This window comes from Nocardia blacklockiae, assembly GCF_015477355.1.
Classification (GTDB): Bacteria; Actinomycetota; Actinomycetes; order Mycobacteriales; family Mycobacteriaceae; genus Nocardia; species Nocardia blacklockiae.
Window position 1 is genome coordinate 398,704 of the sequence record NZ_JADLRJ010000001.1, and the last position, 26,599, is coordinate 425,302.

At 70.8% G+C, this 26,599-nt stretch carries 23 protein-coding genes and 1 pseudogene; 19 read left to right on the top strand and 5 right to left on the bottom strand.

Translation table 11 applies throughout. The features are described 5' to 3' along the window. Positions 1–162: 162 nt before the first annotated feature. The 5 genes and pseudogenes from IU476_RS01800 to IU476_RS01820 form a co-directional block, all read left to right on the top strand. Positions 163–804: an ABC transporter permease gene (locus IU476_RS01800; RefSeq protein WP_195095865.1), complete on the top strand. Its 642-nt coding sequence runs from the start codon at positions 163–165 to the stop codon at positions 802–804. Beyond that, entirely contained in the window at positions 804–2,087 is a 1,284-nt protein-coding gene (locus IU476_RS01805; RefSeq protein WP_195095867.1) for an ABC transporter ATP-binding protein, read from the top strand. Before IU476_RS01800 ends, IU476_RS01805 begins: the two co-directional genes overlap by 1 nt. Then, positions 2,084–2,821, top strand: coding sequence for an ABC transporter permease (locus tag IU476_RS01810; RefSeq protein WP_195095869.1), 738 nt, complete (start codon positions 2,084–2,086; stop codon positions 2,819–2,821). The genes IU476_RS01805 and IU476_RS01810 overlap by 4 nt, the downstream gene beginning before the upstream one ends. Continuing rightward, positions 2,818–3,801, top strand: coding sequence for a glycine betaine ABC transporter substrate-binding protein (locus IU476_RS01815; protein ID WP_195095870.1), 984 nt, complete (start codon positions 2,818–2,820; stop codon positions 3,799–3,801). The genes IU476_RS01810 and IU476_RS01815 overlap by 4 nt, the downstream gene beginning before the upstream one ends. A gap of 51 nt (positions 3,802–3,852) precedes the next feature. Then, a pseudogene (locus IU476_RS01820) lies at positions 3,853–4,623 on the top strand (SAM-dependent methyltransferase); the annotation flags it as partial. 60 nt (positions 4,624–4,683) lie between these two features. Here IU476_RS01820 and IU476_RS01825 read toward each other — a convergent pair. Continuing rightward, positions 4,684–5,763 (bottom strand): NAD(P)H-dependent amine dehydrogenase family protein, encoded by a 1,080-nt coding sequence (locus tag IU476_RS01825; protein WP_195095871.1) that lies wholly within the window; start codon positions 5,761–5,763, stop codon positions 4,684–4,686. A gap of 110 nt (positions 5,764–5,873) precedes the next feature. Between IU476_RS01825 and IU476_RS01830 the strand changes: the two genes are divergently transcribed. Continuing rightward, positions 5,874–6,614, top strand: coding sequence for a glucose 1-dehydrogenase (locus tag IU476_RS01830; RefSeq protein WP_195095872.1), 741 nt, complete (start codon positions 5,874–5,876; stop codon positions 6,612–6,614). An 18-nt stretch (positions 6,615–6,632) separates the two neighbouring features. Here the strand turns inward: IU476_RS01830 and IU476_RS01835 are convergent, their stop codons facing one another. Both IU476_RS01835 and IU476_RS01840 read right to left on the bottom strand, forming a co-directional pair. Continuing rightward, a complete protein-coding gene (locus IU476_RS01835; RefSeq protein ID WP_324193820.1) occupies positions 6,633–8,348 on the bottom strand; it encodes a GAF domain-containing sensor histidine kinase in 1,716 nt (571 codons plus the stop codon). 75 nt (positions 8,349–8,423) lie between these two features. Then, on the bottom strand, positions 8,424–10,013 hold the full coding sequence (locus IU476_RS01840) for an amidase (RefSeq protein WP_195095873.1): 1,590 nt from the start codon (positions 10,011–10,013) through the stop codon (positions 8,424–8,426). Between the two features lie 463 nt (positions 10,014–10,476). Between IU476_RS01840 and IU476_RS01845 the strand changes: the two genes are divergently transcribed. From IU476_RS01845 to IU476_RS01890, 10 genes are all read left to right on the top strand, one after another. After that, on the top strand, positions 10,477–12,681 hold the full coding sequence (locus tag IU476_RS01845) for a SulP family inorganic anion transporter (RefSeq protein WP_195095874.1): 2,205 nt from the start codon (positions 10,477–10,479) through the stop codon (positions 12,679–12,681). Between the two features lie 294 nt (positions 12,682–12,975). Beyond that, positions 12,976–15,198, top strand: a complete 2,223-nt coding sequence (locus tag IU476_RS01850) for a SulP family inorganic anion transporter (RefSeq protein WP_195095875.1) — start codon at positions 12,976–12,978, stop codon at positions 15,196–15,198. A 67-nt stretch (positions 15,199–15,265) separates the two neighbouring features. Further along, positions 15,266–15,661 (top strand): TIGR02611 family protein, encoded by a 396-nt coding sequence (locus IU476_RS01855; protein WP_195095877.1) that lies wholly within the window; start codon positions 15,266–15,268, stop codon positions 15,659–15,661. Positions 15,662–15,773: 112 nt separating this feature from the next. After that, positions 15,774–16,436, top strand: coding sequence for a (2Fe-2S)-binding protein (locus IU476_RS01860; protein WP_228822947.1), 663 nt, complete (start codon positions 15,774–15,776; stop codon positions 16,434–16,436). Positions 16,437–16,569: 133 nt separating this feature from the next. After that, entirely contained in the window at positions 16,570–18,627 is a 2,058-nt protein-coding gene (gene thrS / locus IU476_RS01865) for a threonine--tRNA ligase (protein ID WP_195095879.1), read from the top strand. Further along, positions 18,624–19,247 carry an ATP adenylyltransferase gene (locus IU476_RS01870; protein ID WP_195095881.1) on the top strand — a complete coding sequence of 208 codons (624 nt, stop codon included), beginning with the start codon at positions 18,624–18,626 and terminating at the stop codon, positions 19,245–19,247. The genes thrS and IU476_RS01870 overlap by 4 nt, the downstream gene beginning before the upstream one ends. A gap of 1 nt (position 19,248) precedes the next feature. Beyond that, positions 19,249–19,917, top strand: coding sequence for a phosphatidylinositol phosphate synthase (pgsA, locus tag IU476_RS01875; RefSeq protein ID WP_195095883.1), 669 nt, complete (start codon positions 19,249–19,251; stop codon positions 19,915–19,917). A gap of 36 nt (positions 19,918–19,953) precedes the next feature. After that, positions 19,954–20,982, top strand: coding sequence for a phosphatidylinositol mannoside acyltransferase (locus tag IU476_RS01880; RefSeq protein ID WP_195095885.1), 1,029 nt, complete (start codon positions 19,954–19,956; stop codon positions 20,980–20,982). Beyond that, positions 20,979–22,103 carry a glycosyltransferase family 4 protein gene (locus tag IU476_RS01885; protein ID WP_195095887.1) on the top strand — a complete coding sequence of 375 codons (1,125 nt, stop codon included), beginning with the start codon at positions 20,979–20,981 and terminating at the stop codon, positions 22,101–22,103. Before IU476_RS01880 ends, IU476_RS01885 begins: the two co-directional genes overlap by 4 nt. After that, the gene (locus IU476_RS01890; RefSeq protein ID WP_195097336.1) at positions 22,103–23,137 is read left to right on the top strand and encodes an NUDIX hydrolase; all 1,035 of its coding nucleotides are present in this window, start codon (positions 22,103–22,105) and stop codon (positions 23,135–23,137) included. Before IU476_RS01885 ends, IU476_RS01890 begins: the two co-directional genes overlap by 1 nt. Before the next feature lie 7 nt (positions 23,138–23,144). Here the strand turns inward: IU476_RS01890 and IU476_RS01895 are convergent, their stop codons facing one another. Beyond that, a complete protein-coding gene (locus tag IU476_RS01895; protein WP_195095888.1) occupies positions 23,145–23,522 on the bottom strand; it encodes a hypothetical protein in 378 nt (125 codons plus the stop codon). A 264-nt stretch (positions 23,523–23,786) separates the two neighbouring features. On the opposite strand from IU476_RS01895, the gene IU476_RS01900 reads away from it, so the two are divergent. Next, positions 23,787–24,215, top strand: a complete 429-nt coding sequence (locus tag IU476_RS01900) for a pyridoxamine 5'-phosphate oxidase family protein (protein WP_195095889.1) — start codon at positions 23,787–23,789, stop codon at positions 24,213–24,215. Between the two features lie 12 nt (positions 24,216–24,227). Here the strand turns inward: IU476_RS01900 and IU476_RS01905 are convergent, their stop codons facing one another. Then, a complete protein-coding gene (locus IU476_RS01905; RefSeq protein WP_195095890.1) occupies positions 24,228–25,208 on the bottom strand; it encodes an alpha/beta fold hydrolase in 981 nt (326 codons plus the stop codon). Between the two features lie 39 nt (positions 25,209–25,247). Between IU476_RS01905 and IU476_RS36655 the strand changes: the two genes are divergently transcribed. Both IU476_RS36655 and pdxS read left to right on the top strand, forming a co-directional pair. Beyond that, entirely contained in the window at positions 25,248–25,379 is a 132-nt protein-coding gene (locus IU476_RS36655; protein ID WP_267466397.1) for a hypothetical protein, read from the top strand. Between the two features lie 138 nt (positions 25,380–25,517). Beyond that, positions 25,518–26,420: a pyridoxal 5'-phosphate synthase lyase subunit PdxS gene (pdxS, locus tag IU476_RS01910; protein ID WP_195095891.1), complete on the top strand. Its 903-nt coding sequence runs from the start codon at positions 25,518–25,520 to the stop codon at positions 26,418–26,420. The last annotated feature ends 179 nt before the right edge of the window (positions 26,421–26,599 follow it).

The window sequence follows — 26,599 nt, forward strand, 5'->3', positions numbered from 1 at the left end:
GCGCCCGGCGTCCGGCTGGTCGTGCGCCGGGGCCGGGCACCGGACGCGGGCGGTGCCGTGCCGCGCGTCGTCCGGATCGGACCGCGCGCGTCGATTAGCCTGTGACGACTCGCGCGTCCCAGGCCCGAACCGACCGGGTGTTCGGCTGACGAGGGGAATCCCGTGGATCTGTGGAACTACGTCCGAGGGCGAGGCGGCACGCTGGCCTTTCTCACGTATCAGCATGCCTCCCTGGCATTTCAGACGGTGCTGGTCGGCACCGTCGTGGCGGTGCTCATCGCGGTGGCGGTGTACCGGACGCCGCTGCTGGCCTCGCTGTCGCTGACCACGAGCCGGGTCGCGCTGACCATCCCGTCGCTGGCGCTGCTGGCGCTGCTGCTGGTGCCGTTCGGGCTCGGCGTGGTGCCCTCGTTCCTCATGCTGGCGTTCTTCGCGGCCCTGCCGGTGATCGGCAACGCGATCGTGGGGCTGCGCTCGGTGCCGGCGTCGGTGGTGGAATCCGCGCGCGGCATCGGCTTCTCGCGCTGGCGGATCCTGCTCACCGTGGAACTGCCGATCGCCTGGCCGGTGATCCTCACCGGCATCCGGGTCTCCACCCAGATGATCGTCGGCGTCGCCGCCATCGTCGCCTACGTGCTCGGCCCGGGACTGGGCTCGCTGATCTTCAACGGGCTGTCCCGCCTCGGCGGCGCGAACGCCCTCGAAATGGCGCTGACGGGCACCATTCTCATCGTCGTCATCGCGCTGGTGTTCGACGCGCTGCTCGTCCTGCTCGGACGCCTCACGATCGCAAAGGGACTGTGATGACCGCAGATGTGACCGGCCGGCCCGCCGCGGCGGACCCGGAACGCAACGTGACCGGCGCGTCGATCACGCTGGACTCGGTGGTGAAACGCTATCGGGGACAACAGCGCCCGGCCGTGGAGCGCCTGGACCTCGAGATCGAGGCGGGCGAGATCGTGGCGTTCGTCGGGCCCTCGGGCTGCGGCAAGACCACCACGCTCAAGATGATCAACCGGCTGATCGAGCCGACCGAGGGCCGCATCTTCATCGGCGGCCGCGACGTCACCCGCGAGGACCCCGACAAGCTGCGGCAGTCGATCGGCTACGTCATCCAGTCCGGCGGCCTGTTCCCGCACTGGTCGGTCGCCAAGAACATCGGCGCGATCCCGCGGGTGCTCGGCTGGGACAAGCAGCGCATCGCCGAGCGCACCGAATATCTGCTCGATCTGGTCGGCCTCGATTCCGCCACCTTCGCCGACCGCCTGCCCAAGGACATGTCCGGCGGCCAGCAGCAGCGCGTCGGCGTCGCCCGCGCGCTGGCCGCCGACCCGCCCGTGCTGCTGATGGACGAGCCGTTCGGCGCGGTCGATCCGATCACGCGAGTCCGGTTGCAGGACAGCCTGATCGGCATCCAGCACGAACTCGGCAAGACCATCGTGATCGTGACCCACGATTTCGAGGAGGCCACCAAACTCGGCGACAAGGTGCTCATCCTGTCCGAGGGCGGGCACGTCGAGCAGTACGCGCGGCCCGAGGAGATCCTCACCAATCCGGCCACGCCGTTCGTGGAGGAGTTCGTCGGCTCCGGCGCGAAGCTGGCGTACCTGACGGTGTCGCGGGTGCGCGACGTGGCGACCGACGACGTGGTCACCGCCCGGGTGGGGGAGCCGTCGGGCAGCGTGATCGAGCGCGCGCGGTCCGCCGGGCAGACCTGGGTGGTCGTCGTCGACCGGGCCGGCCGGCCGCGCTCGTGGCCCACGCTGGACGAACTGGCCAGCAAGCCCGAGGTCTCGGACTATCTCGACCGGCGGCTGCCGGTCGTGGCCCGGTCCTCCACCCTCAACGACGCCCTCGACGCGATGCTGGCGGCCAGCCAGGGCGCGACGCTGGTCACCGACGGCCGCGGCGCGGTGGTCGGGTCGCTCGGCATCGCCGCGGTGACCGAGATGATCCAGGCCAAACTCGCCGACGGCAATCCCGAGGAGGCGCGGCGGTCCTACGAGACCTACGTCGACGGCAGCGAGAACGAGCCCACGCCGGTCGTCGCCGCCGACGAGGAACCCGGAACGGGCGAGCCGTCGTGAAGCGCCTGCGCCGCCTCCCGATGGACGTGTGGTTCGAACCGCTGCTCATCCTGATCATCGGCATCGGCTACGTCCTGTGGTACCGGTCGGCGACCTTCACCCCGACCGAGCAGGCGTCCCTCGGCTGGGACAACCTGCGGACCACGATCCTGTCGCACATCAAGCTGACCGTGGTGGCCACGCTGATCGTGGTCGTCGTCGCGATTCCGCTCGGCATCGCGCTCACCCGCCCGGCGCTGAAGCGGCTCGAACCGCTCGCGGTGAACATCGCCAACATCGGCCAGGCCGCCCCGGCGGTCGGGCTGCTGGTGCTGTTCACGTTCTGGCTGGGCACCGGATTCCGCACGGCGATAGTCGGTTTGGTCGTCTACGCGATCCTGCCGATCCTGCAGAACACCATCGTCGGGCTGCGGCAGGTGGATCGGCGCACCATCGAGGCCTCGCGCGGCATCGGCTACTCCGGCGCTCGCACGCTGTTCCAGGTGGAGTTGCCGCTCGCGGTGCCGGTGATCCTCAACGGGGTGCGCACCGCGCTGGTGATCCTGGTCGGCACCGCGACGCTGAGCACGTTCATCGGCGCGACCAGCCTCGGCACGCTGATCACCACCGGCGTCACGCTGTTCCTGCCCAAACTGCTGGTCTCCGGCGCGATCCTGGTCGGTCTGCTGGCGCTGACCATCGACTGGCTGGGCCGGCTCGTCGAACTGGCCGCGACCCCGCGAGGTATCTCATGAGCTCACGAGCGCGCCTGGGCACCGCGATTTCCGCACTGGCCGCGGCGATCTCACTGGTCGCGGGCTGCGGCCTGGTGAGTTCGTCGGGGACCTTCCACGACGCGCGGCTGCCCGGCGGGGAGCGCCCCCTGGACGGGGCGACGCTCGTGGTCACCTCGAAGAGCTTCACCGAGGGCGTGCTGCTCGGCAAGATCACCGCCACCTACCTGGCGGCCGCGGGCGCCGAGGTGCGCGACATGACCGGGGCGCCGGGCTCGGCGTCGTCGCGGCAGGCGCAGCTCAACGGCGACGCCGACGTGCTGTGGGAGTACACCGGCACCGGCTGGGTCAACTACCACAACCAGACCGAGACCATCGCCGATCCGCACGAGCTGTGGCAGCGCGTGCACGACATCGAGAAGGCCGACCACGACCTGGAGTGGCTGCCGCCCGCCAACTTCAACGACACCTACGCCTTCGGCGCGTCCACGCCGACCGCGCAACGCCTGGGGGTGCAGTCGCTGTCGGATGTGGCGGCGCTGCAGGTCGCCGACCGCACCTTCTGCGTCGACGACGAATTCTTCAGCCGCTCCGACGGTTTCGTGCCGATGCTGCAGAAGTACGGCATCCCCTACAACGATCCCAACGGGGTGCCGGCCGGCAACGTCACGCGCATGGACTCCGGCGTGGTGTACACCGCCACCGCCAAGGGCGCGCCCTGCCACTTCGGCATGATCTACACCACCGACGGCCGGGTGAAGAACCTGAACCTGGTGGTGCTCGACGACGACCGGAAGTTCTTCCTGCCCTACAGCGGCACGGCCGTGGTGCGCGGCGCCGTGCTCGACCGGTACCCGCAGCTGCGCGAGCTGATCGGCACGATCTCCGCGCACCTCACCGACGACCTGATGCAGGACCTCAACGGCCGCGTCGACATCGACGGCGAGGACCCCGCCGACGTCGCCTACGACTGGCTGCGCAGCGAGAAGCTGGTCGACTAGCGCGACGGGTGCCGGGCCGGAACCCGTTGCGGTTCTTGTATCTTGACCTTCATGGACCGGACGCCCGACCTGAACCAGTACGAGCCGCACGTCGCGCGCATGTACGACTACTACCTCGGCGGGAAGGACCACTACCAGGTCGACGCCGAGGCCGCCGAGCAGGTCCTGCAGGCGCTGCCCGAGGTGCGCCTGGCGGCCCGGACCAACCGCGCGTTCATCCACCGCGCGACCCGGTACCTGGCGGGCGAGGCCGGGGTGCGCCAGTTCCTCGACATCGGCACCGGCATCCCCACCGAACCGAATCTGCACCAGGTGGCGCAGGAGCAGGCCCCCGAGTCGCGGGTCGTGTACGTGGACAACGACCCCATCGTGCTCGCGCACGCGCGGGCGCTCATGGTCGGCACCCGCGAGGGCAAGACGGACTACATCCAGGCCGACGCCACCCGCCCGGCGGAGATCCTCGAGGGCGCGCGCCGCACCCTCGACTTCTCCCAGCCCGTCGCGCTGTCGATGATCGCCCTGCTGAACTTCGTGCCGGGGGCCTACGAGATCACCGAAACCCTCACCGCCGCACTGGCTCCGGGCTCGTACCTGGTCATGACCCACCTGACCGCGGACTTCGATCCCGAGGGCGTCGGCGCGACGGTGCGGGTGTACGAGGAACGGGGCCTGTACTGCCACCCGCGCACCGGCGCGGAGATCGCCGAATTCTTTACGGGGATGGACCTTCTCGAACCCGGCGTGGTGCCCATCCACCGGTGGCGGGCGCCGGTCGAGCCGCCGCCGTCGATGGATGCCAAGGTGCCCGGCTACGCGGCGGTCGCCCGCAAGCCCCTGAACGCGGCCGGGCCCCGCGACCGCGGCCGCGGGGGCCCGCGCGCGTCACCGCGGCGGCGAGTACACGCCGCGCCCGGTGATCAGCGGGAGATCCAGGGTGGTGCGGATGCCCGGCGGCGCGGCGACCACCGCCGGGATCGCGTTGACGATGCGCCCGGCCGCCGCGGCGATGGCGGCGTGATTGTGGTCGCCGTGACGGCTGGTGGGGCAGATGTCGACGGTGTAGGACGGCTCGCCGGTGATCTCCACGCGATAGGACCCGCCCGGCTGCGCCGGCTGTGGCCAGTCGGGGCGCAGGTCGCCGCGCAGGCGGGTGACGTGCTCGACGACGATCGCCGGATGACCTCCCACCAGGCCGTGGATCTCGAAACGCACTGCAGCCGTGCCGCCTTCGGGGATCCGCCCGGCCGCGACGTCGAACGCCTCGGGCGCCGGTTCGCGCACGGACGTGTCGGTGATCTCGTCGACGGTGATGCCCAGCCCGGCGGCCAGCTGCCGGATCGCGGTGCCCCAGGCCAGGCTCAGCACGCCCGGCTGCAGCAGCATCGGGGTCTCGTCGAGCGGCTTGCCGAAGCCCATCACGTCGAACATGACGGTCGAGCCGTCGTAGGTGGCGTAGTCGGCGATCTCCGTGCATCGGATCTGCTCGATCCGCCGGCAGGTCGAGGCGAACGCGAACGGGATCAGGTCGGTGACGAACCCCGGGTCCACGCCGCTCACGAACAGGCTCGAATTGCCCTCGCGCGCGGCCTCTTCCACCCGTTCGATGTATTTGTCCGGCATGACCTGCCACGGGTACTGGAGCACGCCGGGCGCGGAGCCGACCACGTTGATCCCCCGGGCCAGCAGCGTCCGGCAGTCGGCCACCGCCTCGCCGGGGCGGGTGTCGCCCATCGCGCAGTAGACCGCGCAGTCGGGGCGCGCGGCGATGATCTCGTCCAGGTCGCCGGTCGCGCGGATACCGGTGGTCACGTCGAGCCCGGCGAGTTCGCCCGCGTCCCTGCCGATCTTGTCGGCGGTGGCCACCCAGACGCCGGTCAGCTCGAACTGCGGATTGGTGATCAGCTCGATCAGGGCGAGCCGGCCGACGTTGCCGGTGCCGAGGTGCGCGACGCGGATGGGCATGAATGTCTCCTCTTGCCAACAGGGTTGGCGCTCGGTCCACCATTGCGGTCCGAGCACCGTTCCGGAACAGTGTCTAGAACATGTTCTAGTTCGTATGGTAGCGTCGCGCCATGGGACGTGTAGACGGCAAAGTGGCACTGATCAGCGGTGGCGCCCGGGGGATGGGCGCGGCACACGCACGACTGCTGGCGGCCGAGGGCGCGCGGGTGGTCGTGGGCGACATCCTCGACGACGAGGGCAAGGCGCTCGCCGAGGAGATCGGCGCGGCGGCCCGGTTCGTGCACCTCGACGTCACCGAGCCCGATCACTGGGATGTCGCGGTCGCCACGGCCGTCGAGGAGTTCGGCAAGCTCGACGTGCTGGTCAACAACGCGGGCGTGGTGAACGGCAGCCCGCTGCGCAAGTTCGACCTGGCGCAGTGGCGGCGGATCCTCGACGTCAACCTCACCGGCACGTTCCTCGGCATGCGCGCCGCGGTCGACCCGATGATCGCCGCGGGCGGCGGGTCGATCGTCAACGTGTCCTCGATCGAGGGGCTGCGGGGCGCGCCCTGGGCGCACGGCTACGTGGCCTCCAAGTGGGGCGTGCGCGGGCTGGCCAAGTCCGCGGCACTCGAGCTGGCGCCGCACGGGATTCGGGTGAACTCACTGCATCCGGGGCTGATCCGCACGCCGATGACCGAGAACATTCCCGACGACCTGGTCACCATCCCGCTGGGCCGCCCGGCCGAGCCGGCCGAGGTGGCCACGTTCGTGCTGTTCCTGGCCAGCGACGAGTCCGCCTACGCGACCGGTTCGGAATTCGTGGTGGACGGCGGCCTGGTGACCGGGGTCCCGCACAAGACGTCCTGAGCCCGCGGCCGGTGCCGCTCAGTGCAGCGGGACCGACCAGCGCAGGCGGGCGCCCCGGGGCGCCGCGGCTCCCGCGGTGAACTCGCCGCCGCCGGACTCGGCGCGGCGGGCCAGGTCGGCCAGTTCGCCCCGGGCGGTGTCCGGCGGCTGCCCGTGCCCGTCGTCGGTGACCGTGACGGTGAGGTTGTCGGCGACATCGATCTCGACGTCGACGACACTCGGTTTCGCGTGCCGCACCGCGTTGCCGACCGCCTCGCGCACAACGGCTTCCGCGTGCTCGGCCAGTTCGGCGCTCACCACCGACAGCGGTCCGGTGACCCGCAGTGAGGTGCGGATCTCCGTGTCCGCGGTCTGCTGCCCGACGGCCTGCTCGATGCGCTGGCGCAGCCGGGTGCTCTGCGTGTTCCCGCCGTGCAGCTCGAAGATGGAGGTGCGGATCTCCTGCACCACGTCCTGCAGGTCGCCGATGGCGTCGGTGAGCCGGGTCTGCACCTCCGGCGCGCGGGTGCGCGGCACCGTGCCCTGCAGCGACAGGCCGATGGCGAACAGCCGCTGGATGACGTGGTCGTGCAGATCGCGGGCGATGCGGTCGCGGTCGGTCAGGATATCGATCTCGCGCATCTGCCGGTGCGTCTCGGCCAGATGCATCGCCAGCGCCGCCTGGTCGGTGAAAGACGAGGCCAGCGCCAGGATTTCGTCGTCGTAGGGCGCGGATTCGAAGCGGCGCAACGTGATCAGCACGCCCAGCGACGCGTCCGGGGTGTAGAGCGGCAGCACCAGCGCCGGGCCGGTGCCGGGGAAGATCTCGGCGAGATCGGTCTGGCGGGCGTCCTCCACGCGCTGCGCGGTGCGCAGGGTGAAGACCCGGCCCAGCACCGAATCGGCCAGCGGGAGACGGTGTCCCGCGTGGTCGTCGGCGGCGCCGGAGCCGTGGGTGATCACCAGGTCGCCGACGTCCTCGGGCGGCATGCCGGGATCCTCGGCCACGGCCAGATACACCTGCGCGGAACGGGTCAGGTGCCGGGCGTGCTCGGTGAGGTGTGCGAGCACCTCGGATTCGGCTGTGCCGGCGAGGAATTCGGTGGTGAGGTCGCGGGTGGCCTCGATCCAGGCCTGCCGGGCGCGGGCGGACTCGTAGAGCCGCGCGTTCTCGATCGCGATGCCCGCGGCGGCGGCGAGGGCCTGCACGATCAGCTCGTCGTCCTCGGTGAACGGCTGGCGGCCGGACTTCTCGGTGAGGTACAGGTTGCCGAAGATCTCGTCTCGAATGCGCACGGGCACACCGAGAAACGTGCGCATCGGCGGATGGTTGGGTGGGAAGCCCACCGAGGACGCGTGGGTCGCCAGGTCCGCCAGCCGGATCGTCCGGGGCCGGTTGAACAGCAGCCCGAGGACGCCGTGGCCCTCGGGCAGGTCGCCGATCCGCGCGCGGGTGTGCTCGTCGATGCCCTCGTAGAGGAACTGGGACAGCCCGCCCTCGTGGCCGCGCACGCCCAGCGCGCCGTAGCGGGCGTCGACCAGGCTGATCGCGGTGCGCACGATGGTGCGCAGCGTGTCGTCCAGCTCCAGGCCGGAGGTGACCGCGAGCATGGCGTCGACCAGCCCGTCCATCCGGTCACGGGCGTCGATGATCTGCTCGACGCGGTCCTTCACCTCGGTGAGCAGTTCGCGCAACCGCAGCTGGGACAGCGTCTCCCGCACCGAGTAGGAACCGGGTCGCGAATCGTCGGTCACTTCGGCAGTCCTGTTGTCCAGCGGGTCCGAACTCGGTTCCGAAAATTGTACGCACACCGCACATCTCGCGACGAATCAGCGCAGCGGGGGCGGGGTGCGGTGGTGGGTGGCCTGTTCGTAGGCATAGGCCATGGCGAGCAGTTTGCCGTCGTCGAGGGGGCGGCCCAGCAGTTCGACGCCGATCGGCAGGTTCTCGGCGGTGAAGCCCGCCGGCACCGTGATCGCGGGCAGGCCGGTGACGGGGCTGCGGCCCTCGGCCAGCATCTCCAGCGTGTGGTGCGGGCCGGGGGCGTCGATCGGCGGAGCCGGGGTGTGGGTGGTCGGGTAGAGCAGGGCGTCGAGGCGGTTGTCGCGGAGTACGCCGAGCATGTACCGGATCATCGCCGCGCGGGCGGCGGACGCCGCCTGGTACAAGGGTGATTCGGTGGTGAAGGGCAGGTAGGCGATGAGCAGCGCCTGCACGTCGGGCACGGTGGTGTTGGACGCGATGATCTCCCACAGGCTGCGCGCCGGCGGCGTCGGGCCCGACCGCGCCAGATAGTCGTCGATGGCCTGGCGGAACTCGTATTCGGTGAGTTCGGCGGCGAGCGAGGCGAGCGGCATCAGCTCGCCGATGTGCACGAATTGCGCGCCCAGCGCGGCCATGTCGCCGATGGCGCGCTCCACCACCGCGTTGGTGGCCGCGCACCCCGGGTCCGCGGGATCGCCGAAGAAATCGTCCACGATGCCGATCCTGGTGCCCGCCAACGCGTTCGGATCGAGAAAGGAGATGTAGCTGCGCTCCGGCCGGCCCGAACCCAGGGTGCTGGGGTCGGCGGGGTCCGGCCCGGCGAGCACGTCGAGTAGCAGGGCGGCGTCGGCGACGGTGCGGGTGATCGGACCGGCGGTGTCCTGGGTGGTCGACAGCGGGATGATCCCGGCCCGGCTGACCAGGCCCGCGGTGGGGCGCAGGCCTACACAGTTGTTGCGGGCGGCGGGGATTCGGATCGACCCCAGTGTGTCGGTGCCCAGCCCGGCGGTGGCGAACCCGGCGGCGACGGCCGCCGCGGTGCCGCCGCTGGAGCCGCCCGGCGTGCGGGTGGGGTCGTAGGGATTGCGGGTCTGCCCGCCCAGGGAACTGACGGTGGTCGAGCCCATCGCCCACTCGTGCATGTTGGTCTTGCCGATGACGAGCGCGCCCGCCTCGCGGAGCAGGCGGGTGACGGTGGCGTCGGCGCCGGGGACGTAGTCGCGGAACAACGCGTTGCCCGCGGTCGTGGGTAGGTCGGCGGTGTCGATGTTGTCCTTGAGCGCCACCGGAATGCCGTGCAGCGGACCGCGTTCGCCGGTCGCGGCACGCTCGCGGTCGAGGGCGGCGGCGGTGTCCGGCGCGTCGGCGGCGACGGTGATGAACGCGTTGATCGCGGGTCCGGCCTTGTCGTAGGCGGCGATCCGGTCCAGCTGCCCGTCCACCAGCTCCCGGGAGCTGAGCGTGCCCGCGTCGAAGGCGCGCCGCACCTGGTCGATCGACATCTCGGCCGGGGACTGCGCCGGGGTCGCGCGGGCGACCGCCGCGGTGCGCGCGGGCACCGCGAGCCCGAGGCCGGCGGCGCCGGCGAGGAACGTGCGCCGCGACGTCCGCGCGGTGCGGCGCGGCGGAGACGGAATCGTGGTGCCGGGTGCCAATCGTGCCTCCTGGATGCGTCGTCACCGGTCGCCCGGACGTGTGCCGGTGGCCGATTGCTGAGGATGTCGGCCGAACTTCACTCGGGCGTTACCGCGCTGTGCCGAGCGGGTGAAGCGGATCAAGCATAGGGGTCGGGGTGACGGCGGCCCGGAACTGGGCAGTCGTTCAGCTACCGTGTCGTAATGCGACCGGTCGGTCGCATAAGTCCTGGTACGGCCGTGTTCCTGAGGAAAGGCTTTGGCGGAGATCACGATTCGATAGCGGTCGAGGCTTTCTTACTGCAAACCCTTTCCAACTACTTTGCGCGTTCTTTACTATTGGCCCGTCTCCGCGCTCTGGGGGCATCCGCTCGAAGTTGCACAGCGTCTCGGCTGTTCACGGCTTCGCCCGCCAGCTTTCGATGCCAGGCCATGTTTGACCCGATGGACCGAACCGGCGCTCCCGGTTCGGCGAAGGAGAAAAATGTCGACCGACACCGATCCCGCCCGACGGACGTCGCTCCCCGGTCTTTCCGTGGTGCTTCGCCACGATCTACCCGCCTCCGTGGTGGTCTTCCTCGTCGCGTTACCCCTGTCCATCGGCGTGGCCGTGGCCACCGGCGCCCCCGTGGCCGCCGGCCTGCTGGCCGCCGTCGTGGGCGGACTCGTCGCCGGCCTGTTCGGCGGATCCGCCCTGCAGGTCAGCGGCCCGACCGCCAGCCTGACCGTGGTGGTTGCCGAGAGCATCAACCAGTTCGGCTGGGCGGCAACATGTTTCATCACCGTGGGCGCGGGCCTGCTGCAGATCCTGTTCGGCCTCGGCCGCATCGCGCGCGGCGCGCTGGCCATCGCGCCGGTGGTGGTGCACGGCATGCTCGCCGGGATCGGCATCGTCATCGCGCTGCAGCAGATGCACGTGCTGCTGGGCGGGCAGTCGCTGAGTTCGTCGTGGCAGAGCATCGTGCAGCTGCCGCATCAGCTGGCGGTGGTCAAGGGCGGCGACGCCCTGGTCGGCGGCGTCGTGATCGCCATCCTGCTCGGCTGGCGGTACCTGCCGCCGCGGGTGCGCGCGGTGCCCGCGCCGCTGGCCGCGGTGGTCGCCGCGACCGCGCTGGCCATGGTGGTGCCGACCAGTGTCGAGCGAATCGTGTTGTCGGGCTCGCTGTTCGACGATCTGGCGCTGCCGCAGTTGCCGCACGGCGGCTGGGCCGCGATCGCGCTGACCATGGTGACGATCGCGCTCATCGCCAGCGTGGAGACGCTGCTGTCGGCGGTGGCCGTGGACCGGCTGCGCCCCGGGCAGCGGACCGACCTGGACCGCGAGCTGATCGGCCAGGGCCTGGCCAACATGACCTCCGGGCTGCTCGGCGGCCTGCCCATCGCGGCGGTGATCGTCCGCAGCATCACCAACGTGAAAGCGGGTGCGCGGTCCAAGGTCTCGACCATGCTGCACGGCCTGTGGGTGCTGATCTTCGCGGTCGCGCTGGTGGAGGTGGTGCGCCAGATTCCCAAGGCGGCGCTGGCCGGGGTGCTCATCGTGATCGGCATCGGGCTGGTGAAGCTGGCCCACATCCGGCTCGCGCGGCGCACCGGCGACCTGATCGTCTACGCGGTGACGGTGCTGGTCGTGGTGTTCGGCAATCTGCTGGTGGGCATGCTGGTCGGACTGCTGCTGGCCTTCGCGCTGCTGCTGTGGCGGGTGGCGAAGGTGACGATCACCGCCCGCCCGGTCGGCGCGCGGTGGGTGGTGACCGTCGACGGCACCATGACCTTCATGGCGGTCCCGCGGCTGACCGGTGAGCTGGCCGAGATCCCGGTCGGCGCGCCCGTCACCGTCGAGATGGCCGTGGACTTCGTCGACCACGCCGCCTCCGAGGTGCTGCACGAGTGGGCCCGGCAGCACGAGAGTTGCGGCGGCACCGTCGAATTCGTGGAGATGGGCGCGGCGCGGATCGCCGACCTGGCGGTCGGGCCGCCCACCCGCGGCCACGCGCGCCGCATCCTGGACGAGACGCTGGGCCCGTGGCGGCGCACCGCCCGCACCGACCCGATCGCCGCCGGCGTGGCGGCCTACCACCGCGGCCACGCGCACGTGGTGCGCCCGCACCTGGGCGAGCTGCGGGACGGCCAGAATCCGGATTCGCTGTTCATCACCTGTGCCGATTCGCGGATCGTGCCCAACGTGATCACCAGTTCCGGGCCGGGCGACCTGTTCACGGTCCGCAATATCGGCAACCTGGTGCCGGCCGACGGCCGCGACACCTCCGTGGAGGCCGCACTGGTCTACGCCCTCGACAAGCTCGACGTGCGCTCGGTGGTGGTGTGCGGCCATTCCTCCTGCGGCGCAATGGATGCGCTGTACCACGACCGGGTGTCCGGCTCCGGGCTGGACGCGTGGCTGGTGCACGGCCGGCCCGCGCTGGAACGGTTCCGCGACGGGCATCCGGTGGCGGTGGCCGCCGCGGCCGCGGGCTTCGCCGAGGTCGACCAGCTGGGCATGGTGAACGTCGCGATCCAGCTCGAGGTGCTCGCGCACCACCCCGTGGTACGCCGCGGCATCGAGGAGCGCGGGGTGGTGCTGTCCGGTCTGTTCTTCGACATCGCGACCGCCCGCGTCATCGAGATCCACGCCGGGGGAATCGGCGAGATCGGGGACGCCCCAAGGCAAGTCACGGCGCTACCGGTGTGAGGGGGGACCTCCGGCCGCGGGCGACGGCCGGGGGTCGGTAGGTCGGGCAACGCCCCGGGGTGAGCACCCGGGGCGTTGTTGCGTCGGAGGCGACGGTGTGAGGGCCGTCACCTCGGGATGCGGAAGTGTCCTGAGCTGAATATCCTTTTCTCAGGCTTTGCTAAGTCTTTACTATTAATCTCGCCTTACTTCCGGGTGACTGTGGGACAGCGTCGTCGCACAGCTGCTTTCGATGCCTGGAGAACATGTTCGACCAACCGGATCGGCCGCACCCGGTCCTGGTGAAGGAGCAATATGTCCACCGACACCGATACCACGTCCAGATCGGACCTCTCGCCGGAGAGATCGTGGTCTGATCGTCTGTCTTCTGTTACGCGCCATGATCTTCCCGCGTCGATCGTGGTGTTTCTGGTCGCTTTGCCGTTGTCGCTGGGTATCGCGATCGCGTCGGATGCTCCTATCGCCGCGGGGTTGATCGCGGCCGCGGTCGGCGGGATCGTGGTCGGGGTGCTGGGCGGTGCGCCGTTGCAGGTGTCCGGGCCGGCGGCGGGATTGACGGTGGTGGTCGCGGAGACCATTCATCAGTTCGGGTGGAAGACAACGTGTTTCATCACGGTGGCGGCGGGGCTGTTGCAGGTGGTGTTCGGGCTCTCGCGGATCGCGCGGGCGGCGTTGGCGATCGCGCCGGTGGTAGTGCACGCGATGCTGGCCGGGATCGGGGTGACGATCGCGTTGCAGCAGGTGCATGTGCTGCTGGGCGGGTCCTCACGCAGTTCGGCGTTCGAGAATCTGACCGAGTTGCCGGGTCAGTTGCTGCACTTGCACGGTGCCGATGTGGTGATCGGGTTGATCGTGATCGGGATCATCGTGGCGTGGCGGTGGATGCCGGCGCGGGTGAAGATCATCCCGGGTCCGTTGGTGGCGGTGCTGGTGGGGACGGTGTTGTCGCTGGTGCTGCCCGGGGATCCGGTGCGGATCGCGATCGAGGGATCGTTGTTCGACGCAATCGGCCTGCCCGGACTGCCCTCGGGGGACTGGGGTGCGGTCGTGCTGGCGGTGCTGACGATCGCGTTGATCGCGAGTGTGGAATCGCTGCTGTCGGCGGTCGCGGTGGACAAGCTGCACACCGGGCCCCGCACCCATTTCGATCGGGAGTTGATGGCCCAGGGCGCGGCGAACGTGACCTCGGGGCTGCTGGGCGGGTTGCCGGTCACCGGGGTGATCGTGCGCAGTTCCACCAATGTCGCGGCGGGCGCGAAGTCCAAGGCGTCGGCGCTGCTGCACGGAGTGTGGATTCTGGTGTTCTCCATCGCGCTGGTCTCGGTGGTGCAGCAGATCCCGAAAGCCGCGCTGGCCGGGTTGCTGATCGTGGTCGGTGTGCAGCTGGTGAAACTGGCCCACATCCGCCTCGCCCGGCGCACCGGGGATCTGGCGGTGTACGCGGTCACCATGGCCGCGGTCGTGTTCTTGAACCTGCTCGAGGGTGTGCTGATCGGGTTGGCGCTGGCGTTCGTGCTGCTGCTGTGGCGGGTGGTACGGGTCTCGGTGCACGCCGCACCCGTGACCGGCACGGAGCGGTGGATCGTCAGTATCGACGGCACCTGCACCTTCCTGGCGCTGCCGAAGCTGACCAAGGAACTGGCCAAGGTCCCCACCGGCACCGACGTACTCGTCGAACTCACCGTCGACTTCCTCGACCACGCCGCCTACGAAGCCATCCACGACTGGGCCCGCCAACACGAGAACACCGGCGGCACCGTCGAATTCGTGGAAATCGGCACGGCGCGCATGGAACACGCCCTGACCGGACCGCCCAAGCGCGGCCGGGCCCGCGGGCTGCTCGACGAGGTGCTCGGCCCGTGGCAGGAGCGTTCGGAGAACCCGGTCGCCGCCGGTGTCGCGGCCTACCACCGCAGTCACGCGCACGTGGTACGGCCGCATCTGGACGAGCTGCGGGACAAGCAGGATCCGCACTCGCTGTTCCTCACCTGCGCCGACTCGCGGATCGTGCCCAACGTGATCACCAACAGCGGGCCCGGTGACCTATTCACCGTCCGCAACGTCGGCAACCTCATTCCCGCCGACGGGTCGGACACGTCGCTCGAGGCGGCCATCTCCTTCGCGGTGGACAACCTGCAGGTCCGCAATGTGGTCGTGTGCGGGCATTCGTCGTGCGGCGCGATGCAGGCGCTGCTGTCGGGCGCCTCGGCCGGTCCGGGGCTGGACAACTGGCTGGCGCACGGCCGGCCCAGCCTGGAGACCTACCAGGCCGGACACCCGATCCGGGCGGCGGCCGCGGCCGCCGGCTACGACGAGGCCGCGCAGCTGAGCATGGTGAATGTCGCCGTGCAGGTCGAGACGCTCCAGGCGCACCCGGTGATCCGCCAGGCGGTCGCCGAACGCGGCCTCACGGTCTCGGGGCTGTTCTTCGACATCTCCTCGGCCAACGTGCTCGAGGTGACCGCCGAGGGCATCAGCGAGATCGCCGACCAGCCGGCAGCGCCGGTCACGGTGTGACGACACGGGTGCGGGGCCGTCGGCGGCGACGGCCTCGCACCCGCCGCCCTTCCGTAGGGTGGTGATCATGGTTTCGGAGTTCCAGCGGTTCCGGGCGTCGGTCGCCGAGCGGCCGACGCTGAACCTCGTCTACCGCATCGTGGTCGGCGTGGTGGGTGTCGCGGTGCTGGCGGCCGGGATCGTCGCCATTCCCTACCCGGGCCCCGGCTGGCTGATCGTCTTCGCGGGCCTGGGCATCCTCGCGACCGAATTCGTCTGGGCCCACCGCCTGCTGCAATGGACCCGCGAGCGCTACCGTCGCGTCATGGACTGGTACGCCGGGCGCGGCCTCATCGTGAAAACCCTCGGCGCCCTCCTCACCGTGGCCGTAGTACTCCTCACCCTCTGGCTCCTGAACACCTTCGGCGCGGTCGGCCACTGGTTCGGCCTCGACGTGCCCTGGCTGCACAGCCCCCTGTTCTGACCGCGCGCGCCGCGTGGCTGCCGGACCCGGGTCGCGGCGGGTTCTAGGCTTGGCGCGGCAGTGCCAAGGTGGTAGGTGCGGCAATCGGTGGAATCGGCTGGAGCGGAGTCGGATGGACATGGTCGCGGAAGCGGTGGCGGCGGCGCACGGTGCGGTGGTACCGGGCACGATGCTGACCAGACCGCAGTGGCTGGGGGAGCGCATCGCCGACATGGGGATCTCGTGGGGCACCGGCAATTCGCGGGTCGCGGGCACGCTGTGGTGGTGCATGGCGGCGTCGTCGCTGGTGGATCCGATCGCCACCGCCTACGCCGAGGGCCGCGCCGCCGCCCTGCCCGAATTGGAACACCTGCGATGCGAGATCCGGCCGGACGGCGGCGTGGAACGCGTGCTGCCCGCGGACCCGGTCGCCGGAGCGGAACCCGACCCGGCGGCCGTCGGGCCCGCGCTGCGAAACACGTTGGGGCGCATCATCCCCGCCGTCGCGGAGGTCTCGGGGGCGGGCGTCGCGTCGCTGTGGGCGATCGTCGCCGACGCGATCGGCAACCGGGCCCTCGACGCCGGGGACGGCGAGGCCGGGGCGCGGCTGGCCCGCGAGGTGGCCGGGCGGCTGCCGGTGCCGCGGTTCACCGACGTCGGCGCGCGCACCTTCGTCCGGCGCATCTCGTGCTGCCTGGTGTTCGAGGTGCCGGGGTGCGACATGTGCACCTCCTGCCCGAAACGCCCCGCCGCCGAACGCCGGCGGCTGCTGGCCGACCTGGCGGCCGACGCCTGATCCCGGCGCGACAAGCCGGTCCATCGGCGCATGCTCGGGATGCTCCCGATAGCATGGTCGCGCCGGGCACTTCCGCGTGTCCGCAGACACCCGCGGGCACCCCGCCCGCCCGAACGCCAAGGAGAGCGCAGCCGTGACCACCTCAGCCCGCACCACCTCGACCGCCCTCGTACGGGTGCCGGCCGGGACGACGGCGGGCGCCGCGGTGCGCGAGGCGGGCCTGCCCACCAAGGGCCCCGACACCGTTGTCGTCGTGCGCGATCCGGAGGGCAACCTCAAGGACCTGTCCTGGACTCCCGACGCCGACGTCGAGGTCGAACCGGTCGCCGCCGACACCGAGGACGGCCGCAGCGTGATCCGGCACTCGGCCGCGCACGTGCTGGCGCAGGCGGTGCAGCAGGAGTTCCCGGAGGCCAAGCTGGGCATCGGGCCGCCGATCAAGGACGGCTTCTACTACGACTTCCAGGTCGACCGCCCCTTCACCCCCGAGGATCTGGCCAAGCTGGAATCGCGGATGAAGAAGATCGTCAAAGGCGCGCAGCGGTTCTCGCGCCGGGTGGTCGAGGTCGAGGAGGCCCGCGTCGAGCTGGCGAAGGAGCCGTTCAAGCTGGAGCTGATCGGCGACAAGTCCGGCATCGACGACCCGGAGATCATGGAGGTCGGCGGCAACGAGCTGACCATCTACGACAACCTCGACCCGCGCAGCGGCGAGAAGGTCTGGGGCGACCTGTGCCGCGGCCCGCACATCCCGACCACCAAGTTCATCCCCGCGTTCAAGCTGACCCGCAGCTCGGCCGCCTACTGGCGCGGCGACCAGAACCGCGAGGACCTGCAGCGCATCTACGGCACCGCGTGGGAGTCGCAGGAGGCCCTCGACGCCTACCTGCACCTGCTCGAGGAGGCCGAGAAGCGCGACCACCGCAAGCTCGGCCTGGAACTGGACCTGTTCTCCTTCCCCGACGAGCTGGGCTCGGGCCTGCCGGTGTTCCACCCCAAGGGCGGCATCATCCGCAAGGAGCTCGAGGACTACTCGCGCCAGCGGCACGTCGACGCCGGGTACGAATTCGTCAACACCCCGCACCTGACCAAGGCGCATCTGTTCGAGGTGTCCAAGCACCTGGACTGGTACGCCGACGGCATGTTCCCGCCCATGCACCTGGACGCGGAGTACAACGAGGACGGCACCGTCCGCAAGCCCGGCCAGGACTACTACGTCAAGCCGATGAACTGCCCGATGCACAACCTGATCTTCCGGTCGCGCGGCCGGTCGTACCGGGAGCTGCCGCTGCGGCTGTTCGAATTCGGCTCGGTGTACCGGTACGAGAAGTCCGGCGTCATCCACGGCCTGACCCGGGTGCGCGGCATGACCCAGGACGACTCGCACATCTACTGCACCCAGGAGCAGGTGGTCGAGGAACTCACCAGCATCCTGCGGTTCGTGCTGGACCTGCTGAAGGACTACGGCCTCGACGACTTCTACCTCGAGCTGTCCACCAAGGACCCGAAGAAGTACGTCGGCTCCGACGAGCTGTGGGAGGAGGCCACCGCGACGCTGGCGCAGGTCGCGGAAGCCTCCGGCCTGCAACTGGTTCCGGACCCGGGCGGGGCCGCGTTCTACGGCCCGAAGATCTCCGTGCAGACCAAGGACGCGCTGGGCCGCAACTGGCAGATGTCGACCATCCAGCTGGACTTCTTCGAACCGGAGCTGTTCGAGCTGGAATACACCGCCTCCGACGGCACCAAGAAGCGCCCGGTGATGATCCACCGCGCCCTGTTCGGCTCGATCGAGCGGTTCTTCGGCGTGCTGACCGAGCACTACGCCGGGGCGTTCCCGGCGTGGCTGGCGCCGGTGCAGGTGGTCGGCATCCCGGTCGCCGACAACTTCGTGCCGCATCTGGACGAGGTGGTGGCGCGGCTGCGGGCCGCGGGCGTGCGCGCCGAGGTGGACCGCAGCGACGACCGGATGCAGAAGAAGATCTTCAACCACACCGCGCAGAAGGTGCCGTTCATGCTGGTGGCCGGCGAGCGCGACGTGACCGCGGGTGCGGTGAGCTTCCGGTTCCGCGACGGCACCACGGTCAACGGCGTCCCGGTCGCCGACGCGGTGGCCACCGTGGTCGACTGGATCCGGCGGCGCGAGAACGCCTCGCCGACGGCGGCGGGATTCGAGATCCGGACCGGTGGGCAATGAACGAACGCACCGTGGACGAGGCCGCGCCGCAGCGGGATTCGGCCCGCCCGGATCCGATCGTGGACACCGGCGCGGGTGACCCGGACCGCCTGCAGCGGCTGTGGACGCCCTATCGGATGTCCTACATCACCGGCGCGGTGGCCGACCGGGACGCGCGCAAGGCGGGCGCGGACGAGGCCGCCGAGCCCACGACCCCCGGGCACCCCTTCACCGAGATCCCCAAGATGTCCGACGAGGACGGCCTGGTCATCGCGCGCGGCGAATGGGTGTACGCGGTGCTCAACCTCTACCCGTACAACCCGGGCCACATGATGGTGGTGCCCTATCGCCGGGTCGCCAACCTCGAGGACCTCACCGCCGAGGAAAGCGCCGAGCTGATGGCGTTCACCCAGCGGGCGATCCGGGTGATGAAGCGGGTGTCGCGGCCGGAGGGCTTCAACGTCGGCCTGAATCTCGGTGGCGTGGCGGGCGGTTCGCTCGCCGACCACCTGCACCAGCACATCGTGCCGCGCTGGGGCGGGGACGCGAACTTCATCACCGTCGTCGGCGGGGTGAAGGTGATGCCGCAGCTGCTGCGGGAGACCAGGGCCCTGCTGGCCGGTTCGTGGGAGGTCGAATAGCGTGCTCAGCTTCTTCGGTCGTGAGACGTTCGCCAAAGCGACCGCGCCCCTGGGCAAGGCGCTGGTGCGTACCGGGCTCACGCCCGACGCGGTCACGCTGATCGGCACCACGGCCTCGATCGTGGCCTCGGTGACGCTGTTTCCCACCGGGCACCTGTTCTGGGGCACGATGGTGATCTGGTTCTTCGTCATGTTCGACATGCTCGACGGGGCGATGGCGCGGGCGCGCGGCGGCGGCACCAAATACGGTGCGGTGCTGGACGCCACCTGCGACCGGATCGCCGACGGCGCGGTGTTCGGCGCGCTGGCGTGGTGGTCGGTGTACCACGCGCAGAGCAAGCACCTGTTCGTCGCGACCCTGGTGGTGCTGGTGACCTCGCAGGTGATCTCCTACGCCAAGGCGCGCGCGGAGGCCAGCGGGCTCTCGGCCGACGGCGGGCTCATCGAGCGGCCGGACCGTCTCGTGATCGTGCTCGTCGGCGCCGGATTCAGCGGCATCGGCGGCTACTGGGACATCGAATGGCTGTCCTACGCGGTGTATCTCGCGATGTACGTGCTGGCGGTGCTGAGTGTCGTGACGGTGTGCCAGCGGGTGCTGGCCGTGCGCAATTCCGCCGGGGCCCGTGACGTTCTCGCCGTGCCGGGTAAGACGCAGGAGGCCGGTCAGTGATCGCCTTCCGTTCGCCGGCCGCATAGGGGCCACCGTATGAGCGACTTGAGATCCACGCTGACCGACCGGGCGTACGCGGCGGGGTGGCGGGTGGTCCGCGGCCTGCCCGAGCGCACCGCGCGCCGGCTGTTCGACGCCGGCGGCGACTGGGCCGGACGGCGGGCGAACCGCGCCGCGCATCGCAGCGGCACACCGGATCAGTTGCGGCGCAACCTTTCCCGCGTGCTCGGCGTCGAGCCGATGGCCGTGCCCGACGAGCTGGTCCGCGACAGCATGCGGTCCTACGCCCGCTACTGGCGCGAGGCGTTCCGGCTGCCGACGCTGGACCACGCCACGCTGGCGAGATCTCCGCTGATGCCGCCGGCGATCGGGATCGAGCACGTGGACGCGGCCCTGGCGCGCGGGCGCGGGGTGGTGCTGGTGCTGCCGCACTCCGGGAACTGGGACATGGCGGGGGTGTGGCTGGTGCAGCACTACGGCACCTTCGCCACCGTCGCCGAACGGCTGCAACCGGAATCGCTGTTCGACCGGTTCGTCGCCTATCGGGAGAGTCTCGGCTTCGAGGTGTTCCCGCTCACCGGCGGCGAGCAGCCGCCGTTCCCGCAACTGGCGGACCGGTTGCGGCGCAACGGCATCGTCTGCCTGATGGGGGAGCGCGACCTGACCGGCAAGGGGGTGCGGGTGACGTTCTTCGGCGAACGCACCTGGATGCCCGCCGGCGCGGCCAAACTCGCGATCGAGACCGGTGCCGCGCTGCTGCCCGTGCACGCCTGGTACACCGTCGACGCCGCCGGACGCGAGGGCTGGGGCCTGAGAACCGATGCGCCGCTGGACGTCTCGGCGGGTGTGGGCCCGGCGACCCAGGCGCTGGCGGACTGGTTCGCGACCCACATCGCCCGGCACCCCGCCGACTGGCACATGCTGCAGCCGCTGTGGGAGGCGGACCTGTCCGAGGCCCGGCGCGCCCGGATCGCCGCGGCCCAGGCGGCACTCGGCGCGGGCGATCCGGCCGGCGCGGAGGTCATCGCGCGGGACGGCGCGGCCGCGGGAGACGAGGCGATATGAGGATCGGCATGGTCTGCCCGTACTCCTTCGACGTGCCGGGCGGGGTGCAGTCCCATGTCGTGGAGCTGGCGGAGGTGCTGATCGAACGCGGGCACCGGGTCAGCGTGCTGGCGCCGGCCTCCGACGACACGCCGCTGCCCGACTTCGTGGTCTCGGCGGGCAAGGCGGTGGCCATCCCCTACAACGGCTCGGTCGCGCGCCTGTCGTTCGGGCCCACCGCCTACAACCGGATCCGGCGCTGGATCGCCGACAGCGACTTCGACGTGCTGCACATCCACGAGCCGAACGCGCCGAGCCTGTCGATGCTGGCGCTGAAGATCGCCGAGGGCCCGATCGTGGCGACCTTCCACACCTCGACCACGAAATCGTTGGTGCTCAGCACTTTTCAAGGCGTGCTGCGGCCGTATCACGAGAAGATCAGCGGCCGCATCGCGGTGTCGGAGCTGGCGCGGCGCTGGCAGGTGGAGGCGCTCGGCGGCGACGCGGTCGAGATCCCCAACGGCGTCGACGTCCCCGCCTTCGCGCACGCCCCCCTGCTGGCGGGATATCCGCGGCCGGGCGGGACGGTGCTGTTCCTGGGCCGCTACGACGAGCCCCGCAAGGGCATGGCGGTGCTGCTCGGCGCGCTGCCCGAACTGGCGCGCCGCCACCCGGACGTCGAGATCCTGATCGTCGGCCGCGGCGACGAGGAACGGCTGCGCCGCGAGGCCGGCGACCTCGCCGGGCACCTGCGGTTCCTCGGCCAGGTCTCCGACGCGGAGAAGGCCTCGGCGATGCGCAGCGCCGACGTGTACTGCGCGCCCAACCTCGGCGGCGAGAGTTTCGGCATCGTGCTGGTGGAGGCGATGGCCGCCGGCACCGCCGTGGTGGCCAGCGAACTGGACGCCTTCCGGCGGGTGCTGCGCGACGGCGCCGCGGGCCTGCTCGTCCCGATCGGCGACCCGGCCCGGCTCGCGGCCGCGCTCGACGAGCTGCTGAGCGACCCGAGCCGCCGCGCGGACCTGGTCCGGGCCGCGAATCAGGTGGTCGGCGAATACGATTGGCCGGTCGTGGCCGAACAGATCCTGCGGGTGTACGAGACGGTCACCGTCGGCGACACCCGGGTGCGGGCCGCCGGATGATCACCTTCTCCGCGACCACGATTCTCGTCCTCGCGCTGATCGCGGCGCTGATCGTCGCCGCCGGCGTCTGGGCGTACTCGACGGCGAACCGGCTGGACCGCCTGCACGTGCGCGGCGACCAGGCCCGGCACGCGCTGGAGGCGGCGCTCGCCCGGCGCGCGGTGGTGGCGCGGGCGGTGGCGCTGTCGCTGGCCGCCGCCGAGCCCGGCAGCGAGCAGGCCCGGCAACTGCACGCCCTGGCCGACCGGGCCGAGCGCGCCGACTGGGCTGACCGCGAGACCGCCGAGAACCAGCTGGCCGCGGCCCTGTCCGGCATCGACATCACGCTGCTGCCGCCGCAGCTGGTGGCCGAACTGGCCGACGCCGAGGCGCGTGTGCTGATCGCCCGCCGCTTCCACAACGACGCGGTGCGCGACACCCTCGCGCTGCGCACGCGGCGGCCGGTGCGGCTGCTGCACCTGGGCGGCACCGCGCCGCTGCCCACCTATTTCGAGATCGCCGAACGGGTCACCGCCGCGGCCACCACCGGGCTCGAGGTGGACACCGTGCGCACCTCCGCGCGCGTGGTGCTGCTCGACGAGCAGGACCGGGTGCTGCTGATGCGCGGCCACGATCCTCGCACACCGGACCTGCCGTTCTGGTTCACCGTCGGCGGCGGGGTCGAGCGCGGCGAGACGCTGCGCGCGGCCGCGGTGCGCGAACTGTGGGAGGAGACCGGGCGCGCCCTGGACTCCACGGCCCTGCGCGGGCCGATCTGGCGGCGGGTCGCGGTCTTCCCCTTCGACGGCGAACTGGTCCGCTCGGAGGAACTGTTCTTCGTCGCCCGCACCACGGCGTTCGAGCCGAAGGCGGCGAATCCGACGCTGTGGGAACGCCGGTGCGTCACCGACACCCGGTGGTGCACCGCCGCGGACATCGTGCGGCTGGACGGGATGGGGGAGACGGTATACCCCTATCACCTCGACCAGTTGCTCGCCGAGGCGGCGGCGGTCGCGGGCAGCGACACCGAGCCGGAGGTGCGTTCGATCCGCTGAGCGCCGCTCAGCGGTGCCCGTGCGCGCCGCGCGTGCGGCGCCGCCGGGCCGGGGCGGGTTCGCCGGCGGTGCGGTCCATGCTCATGGCCAGCATCGCCAGGCCGGCGTCGCGGATCAGCATGTCCAGGTCGTCGAGCAGGGTGCCCATCGCGTCGCCGGCGGCGCGGTGTTCGGCCGTGGTCTCGCCGGGGCGCTCGAAAGCCGCACGGAGCGTGTGCAATTGCAAGCCGACGTCGAACAGGTGCCGGACCAGGCGGTCACTGGAATCGGCGAACGCCACGGCGTCACCGGACGGCACGGGGACGGGGTCGAAGACCCCGCGCGGAGGCAGCGTCGTGTCGACGGCCGACCTGGTCGGCCGATCGGGCAGCAGGACATCGTCCATGTCCTTCTCCTGAATCGCGGTCGAGCGAAATCCCCAGTCGCGGCGTGCGATTCGGGATGTCATGTGCGCACAAGGATGTCGATTCAAGTTTACGATCGGGTAAGGTCGGCGCTAGGGCCGTAGGTCCCTAACGGCAGTAGGCCCCTGCCGACCGTCTCTCGGTGCCCCATACTTCTCGGTCGGTTCCCGATTTTCCTCGCCACCGGTTCGGCGGCGTGGAATTATCGGTGGCGCAACAGGTTCGACAAGCACCGGGGTGGTGCCGTGGAGGAAACGCTCGGGTCGCGGGAACTGTCCGCGGTCCAGTCGCTGCAGTTGCTCGCCGGTGTGCGGTTCGGACGAGTGGTGTTCTCCCGCTACGCCTTACCGACCATCCGGCCGGTCAATCACGCCGTCGTCGACGACACCATCGTCATCTACGCCAACCCGGGGACCACGCTGAGCGCGGACCGCCAGGTGGTCGCGTACGAGGCCGACACCATCGACCACGCCACCCTGCTCGGCTGGTGCGTCATCGTCACCGGGGCCGCCGAGGAACTGACCGACCGCGCCGAGATCGACCGCTGCCGCCGCGCCCTCCCCGCGGTCCTGCCCGGCCCGCGCGACCGGATCATCCGCATCCACCCCGACATCGTCACCGGTGTCGAGTATCTCGCGGCCAGCGCGGTCGGCAATTCCGACACCGTGCGCTAGCCGGGGTGCGCGTCACGGCGCGCCGAACCATTCCGTGGCGAGCCGGGCCACCTCGTCGGGTTGTTCGAGGTGCAGGAAATGGCCTGCGCCGGTGAGGATTTCGACACGGGAGCCGGGATGCAGGCCGGTGTGGGCGTCGGCGAACGCGGCGGGCGGCAGGCAGCCGTCGTCGGCGCCGGCGAGCACCAGCAGCGGGACGGGGGCCGCGGCCTCGGTGGTGGCGGCGAGGCCCGCCAGGGCCGGATCGTGCAGGGACGTATCGAAATTCGCGCGGTAGACGCGCAGGGCGTTGGCGATGCCCGCCGGATCGCCGTACAGGGCGTGCACGCGGGCGCGGTGCGCGCCGGGGTCCAGGCCCGGTGACCAGGTGGCCCACAGGTAGTCGACGAGGTCGCGGTTGGCGCTCAGCACCGCCTCCGCGACGCCGTGCACCTGGAACAGCCACATGTAGAACGAGCGCCGCAGCTGCGCGGGGTCGGTGAACAGCGCGCGCAGCGTGGCCGGGGGCGGCACCGCCATCGTGATGCCGCGGCGCACGCGCTGCGGCCAGGCCGCGGCGACCCGGGCGACCATGCCCGCGCCGATGTCGTGGCCGATCATGTCCACGCCGCCGGGATCGAGCGCGGCCGCGACGGCGGCGGCATCGGCGGCGAGGGTGATGCCGTCGGCATAGGTCAGCGCGGTCGCCGTCGCGGGATGGTGACCGCGCAGGAACGGCGCCACCACCCGCCGCCCCGCCGCCACCAGCCGCTCGGCCAGCGGCCCGAAGGTCGCCGGATGATCGGGGAACCCGTGCCAGCACACCACGACCGGCCCGTCGCCGACCGCCAGCGCCGGAAAGTCCAGGCGGTCGGTCTCGACCACGATCTCCTCGAATTCCACGGCTCCACAATAGTTTCCGGAGCGGAAGCCGGGGGCGGTCGGCACCGGTTCCCCGTCTTCGAGTCCGCGGCGGCCGCGCGCCGCGGCGCGAACGTCTGTGGGGAATGTCATGTTCGGATATCGTCGGAAGCGGTTTGCCGAGAGCGCACCGTGGCGAACCGGTATCTGGAGGTGAAGTACCGAATGCCGATGTCCTACCTGCTCTACGATTTCCTGCTGCCCTACCTGGGAAACGACGCCGCCACCTACTGGGCGCAGCTGTTCGTCGTCGATCCGCTCTGACCCGGGCGGCATAGCGGCGCGATAGCGGAGCGCGCGGGCGGAGCAGTCCAGTGCTGCCGGACTGGCTATCAAGTGGCCTGATCCGCCCGCCTAGAATCGGGGCGTCCCCTGTCGTACCCCGATGCTCAGGAGTTTGCCGTGACTACGCCCGAAACCACCTCGACGACCGGCACCGCCCGCGTGAAGCGCGGCATGGCCGAGATGCTCAAGGGCGGTGTGATCATGGACGTCGTCACCGCGGATCAGGCCAAGATCGCCGAGGATGCCGGGGCCGTGGCCGTCATGGCGCTGGAGCGGGTGCCCGCCGACATCCGCGCCCAGGGCGGCGTGGCGCGCATGAGCGACCCGGACCTGATCGACGGCATCATCGGCGCGGTGTCCATCCCGGTGATGGCCAAGGCCCGGATCGGCCACTTCGTGGAGGCGCAGGTGCTGCAGAGCCTCGGCGTCGACTACATCGACGAGTCCGAGGTGCTGACCCCCGCCGACTACGAGCACCACATCGACAAGTGGCAGTTCACCGTGCCGTTCGTGTGCGGCGCCACCAACCTGGGCGAGGCGCTGCGCCGGATCACCGAGGGTGCGGCCATGATCCGCTCCAAGGGCGAGGCCGGCACCGGCGACGTCTCCAACGCGACCACCCACATGCGCAAGATCCGCCAGCAGATCCGCCGCTTGCAGTCGCTGCCGGAGGACGAGCTGTACGTGGCCGCCAAGGAACTGCAGGCGCCCTACGAACTGGTCCGCGAGGTCGCCGAGACCGGCAAGCTGCCGGTCGTGCTGTTCACCGCGGGCGGCATCGCCACCCCCGCCGACGCCGCCATGATGATGCAGCTGGGCGCGGAGGGCGTGTTCGTCGGCTCCGGAATCTTCAAGTCCGGTAACCCCGCTCAGCGCGCGGCCGCCATCGTGAAGGCCACCACCTTCTACGACGACCCGGACGTGCTGGCGAAGGTGTCGCGCGGACTGGGCGAGGCCATGGTCGGCATCAACGTCGAGGAGATCGCCGAGCCGCACCGGCTCGCCGAGCGCGGCTGGTAGGCAAGGCTTTTCACGCTCGCACCGCCCTTCCGGCGCCGGTCGCCGGGAGGGCTTTCGCGGGTCCGGGCCGGGCCCGGCGGCCCGGGTGCCTCGACCTGATCCGGCGCGGTGGCGGGGATCGAGTAGCCGATTACGCGTGCGCCGGATGCCGATCGGGCCGACACTGATCTCGGGCACGT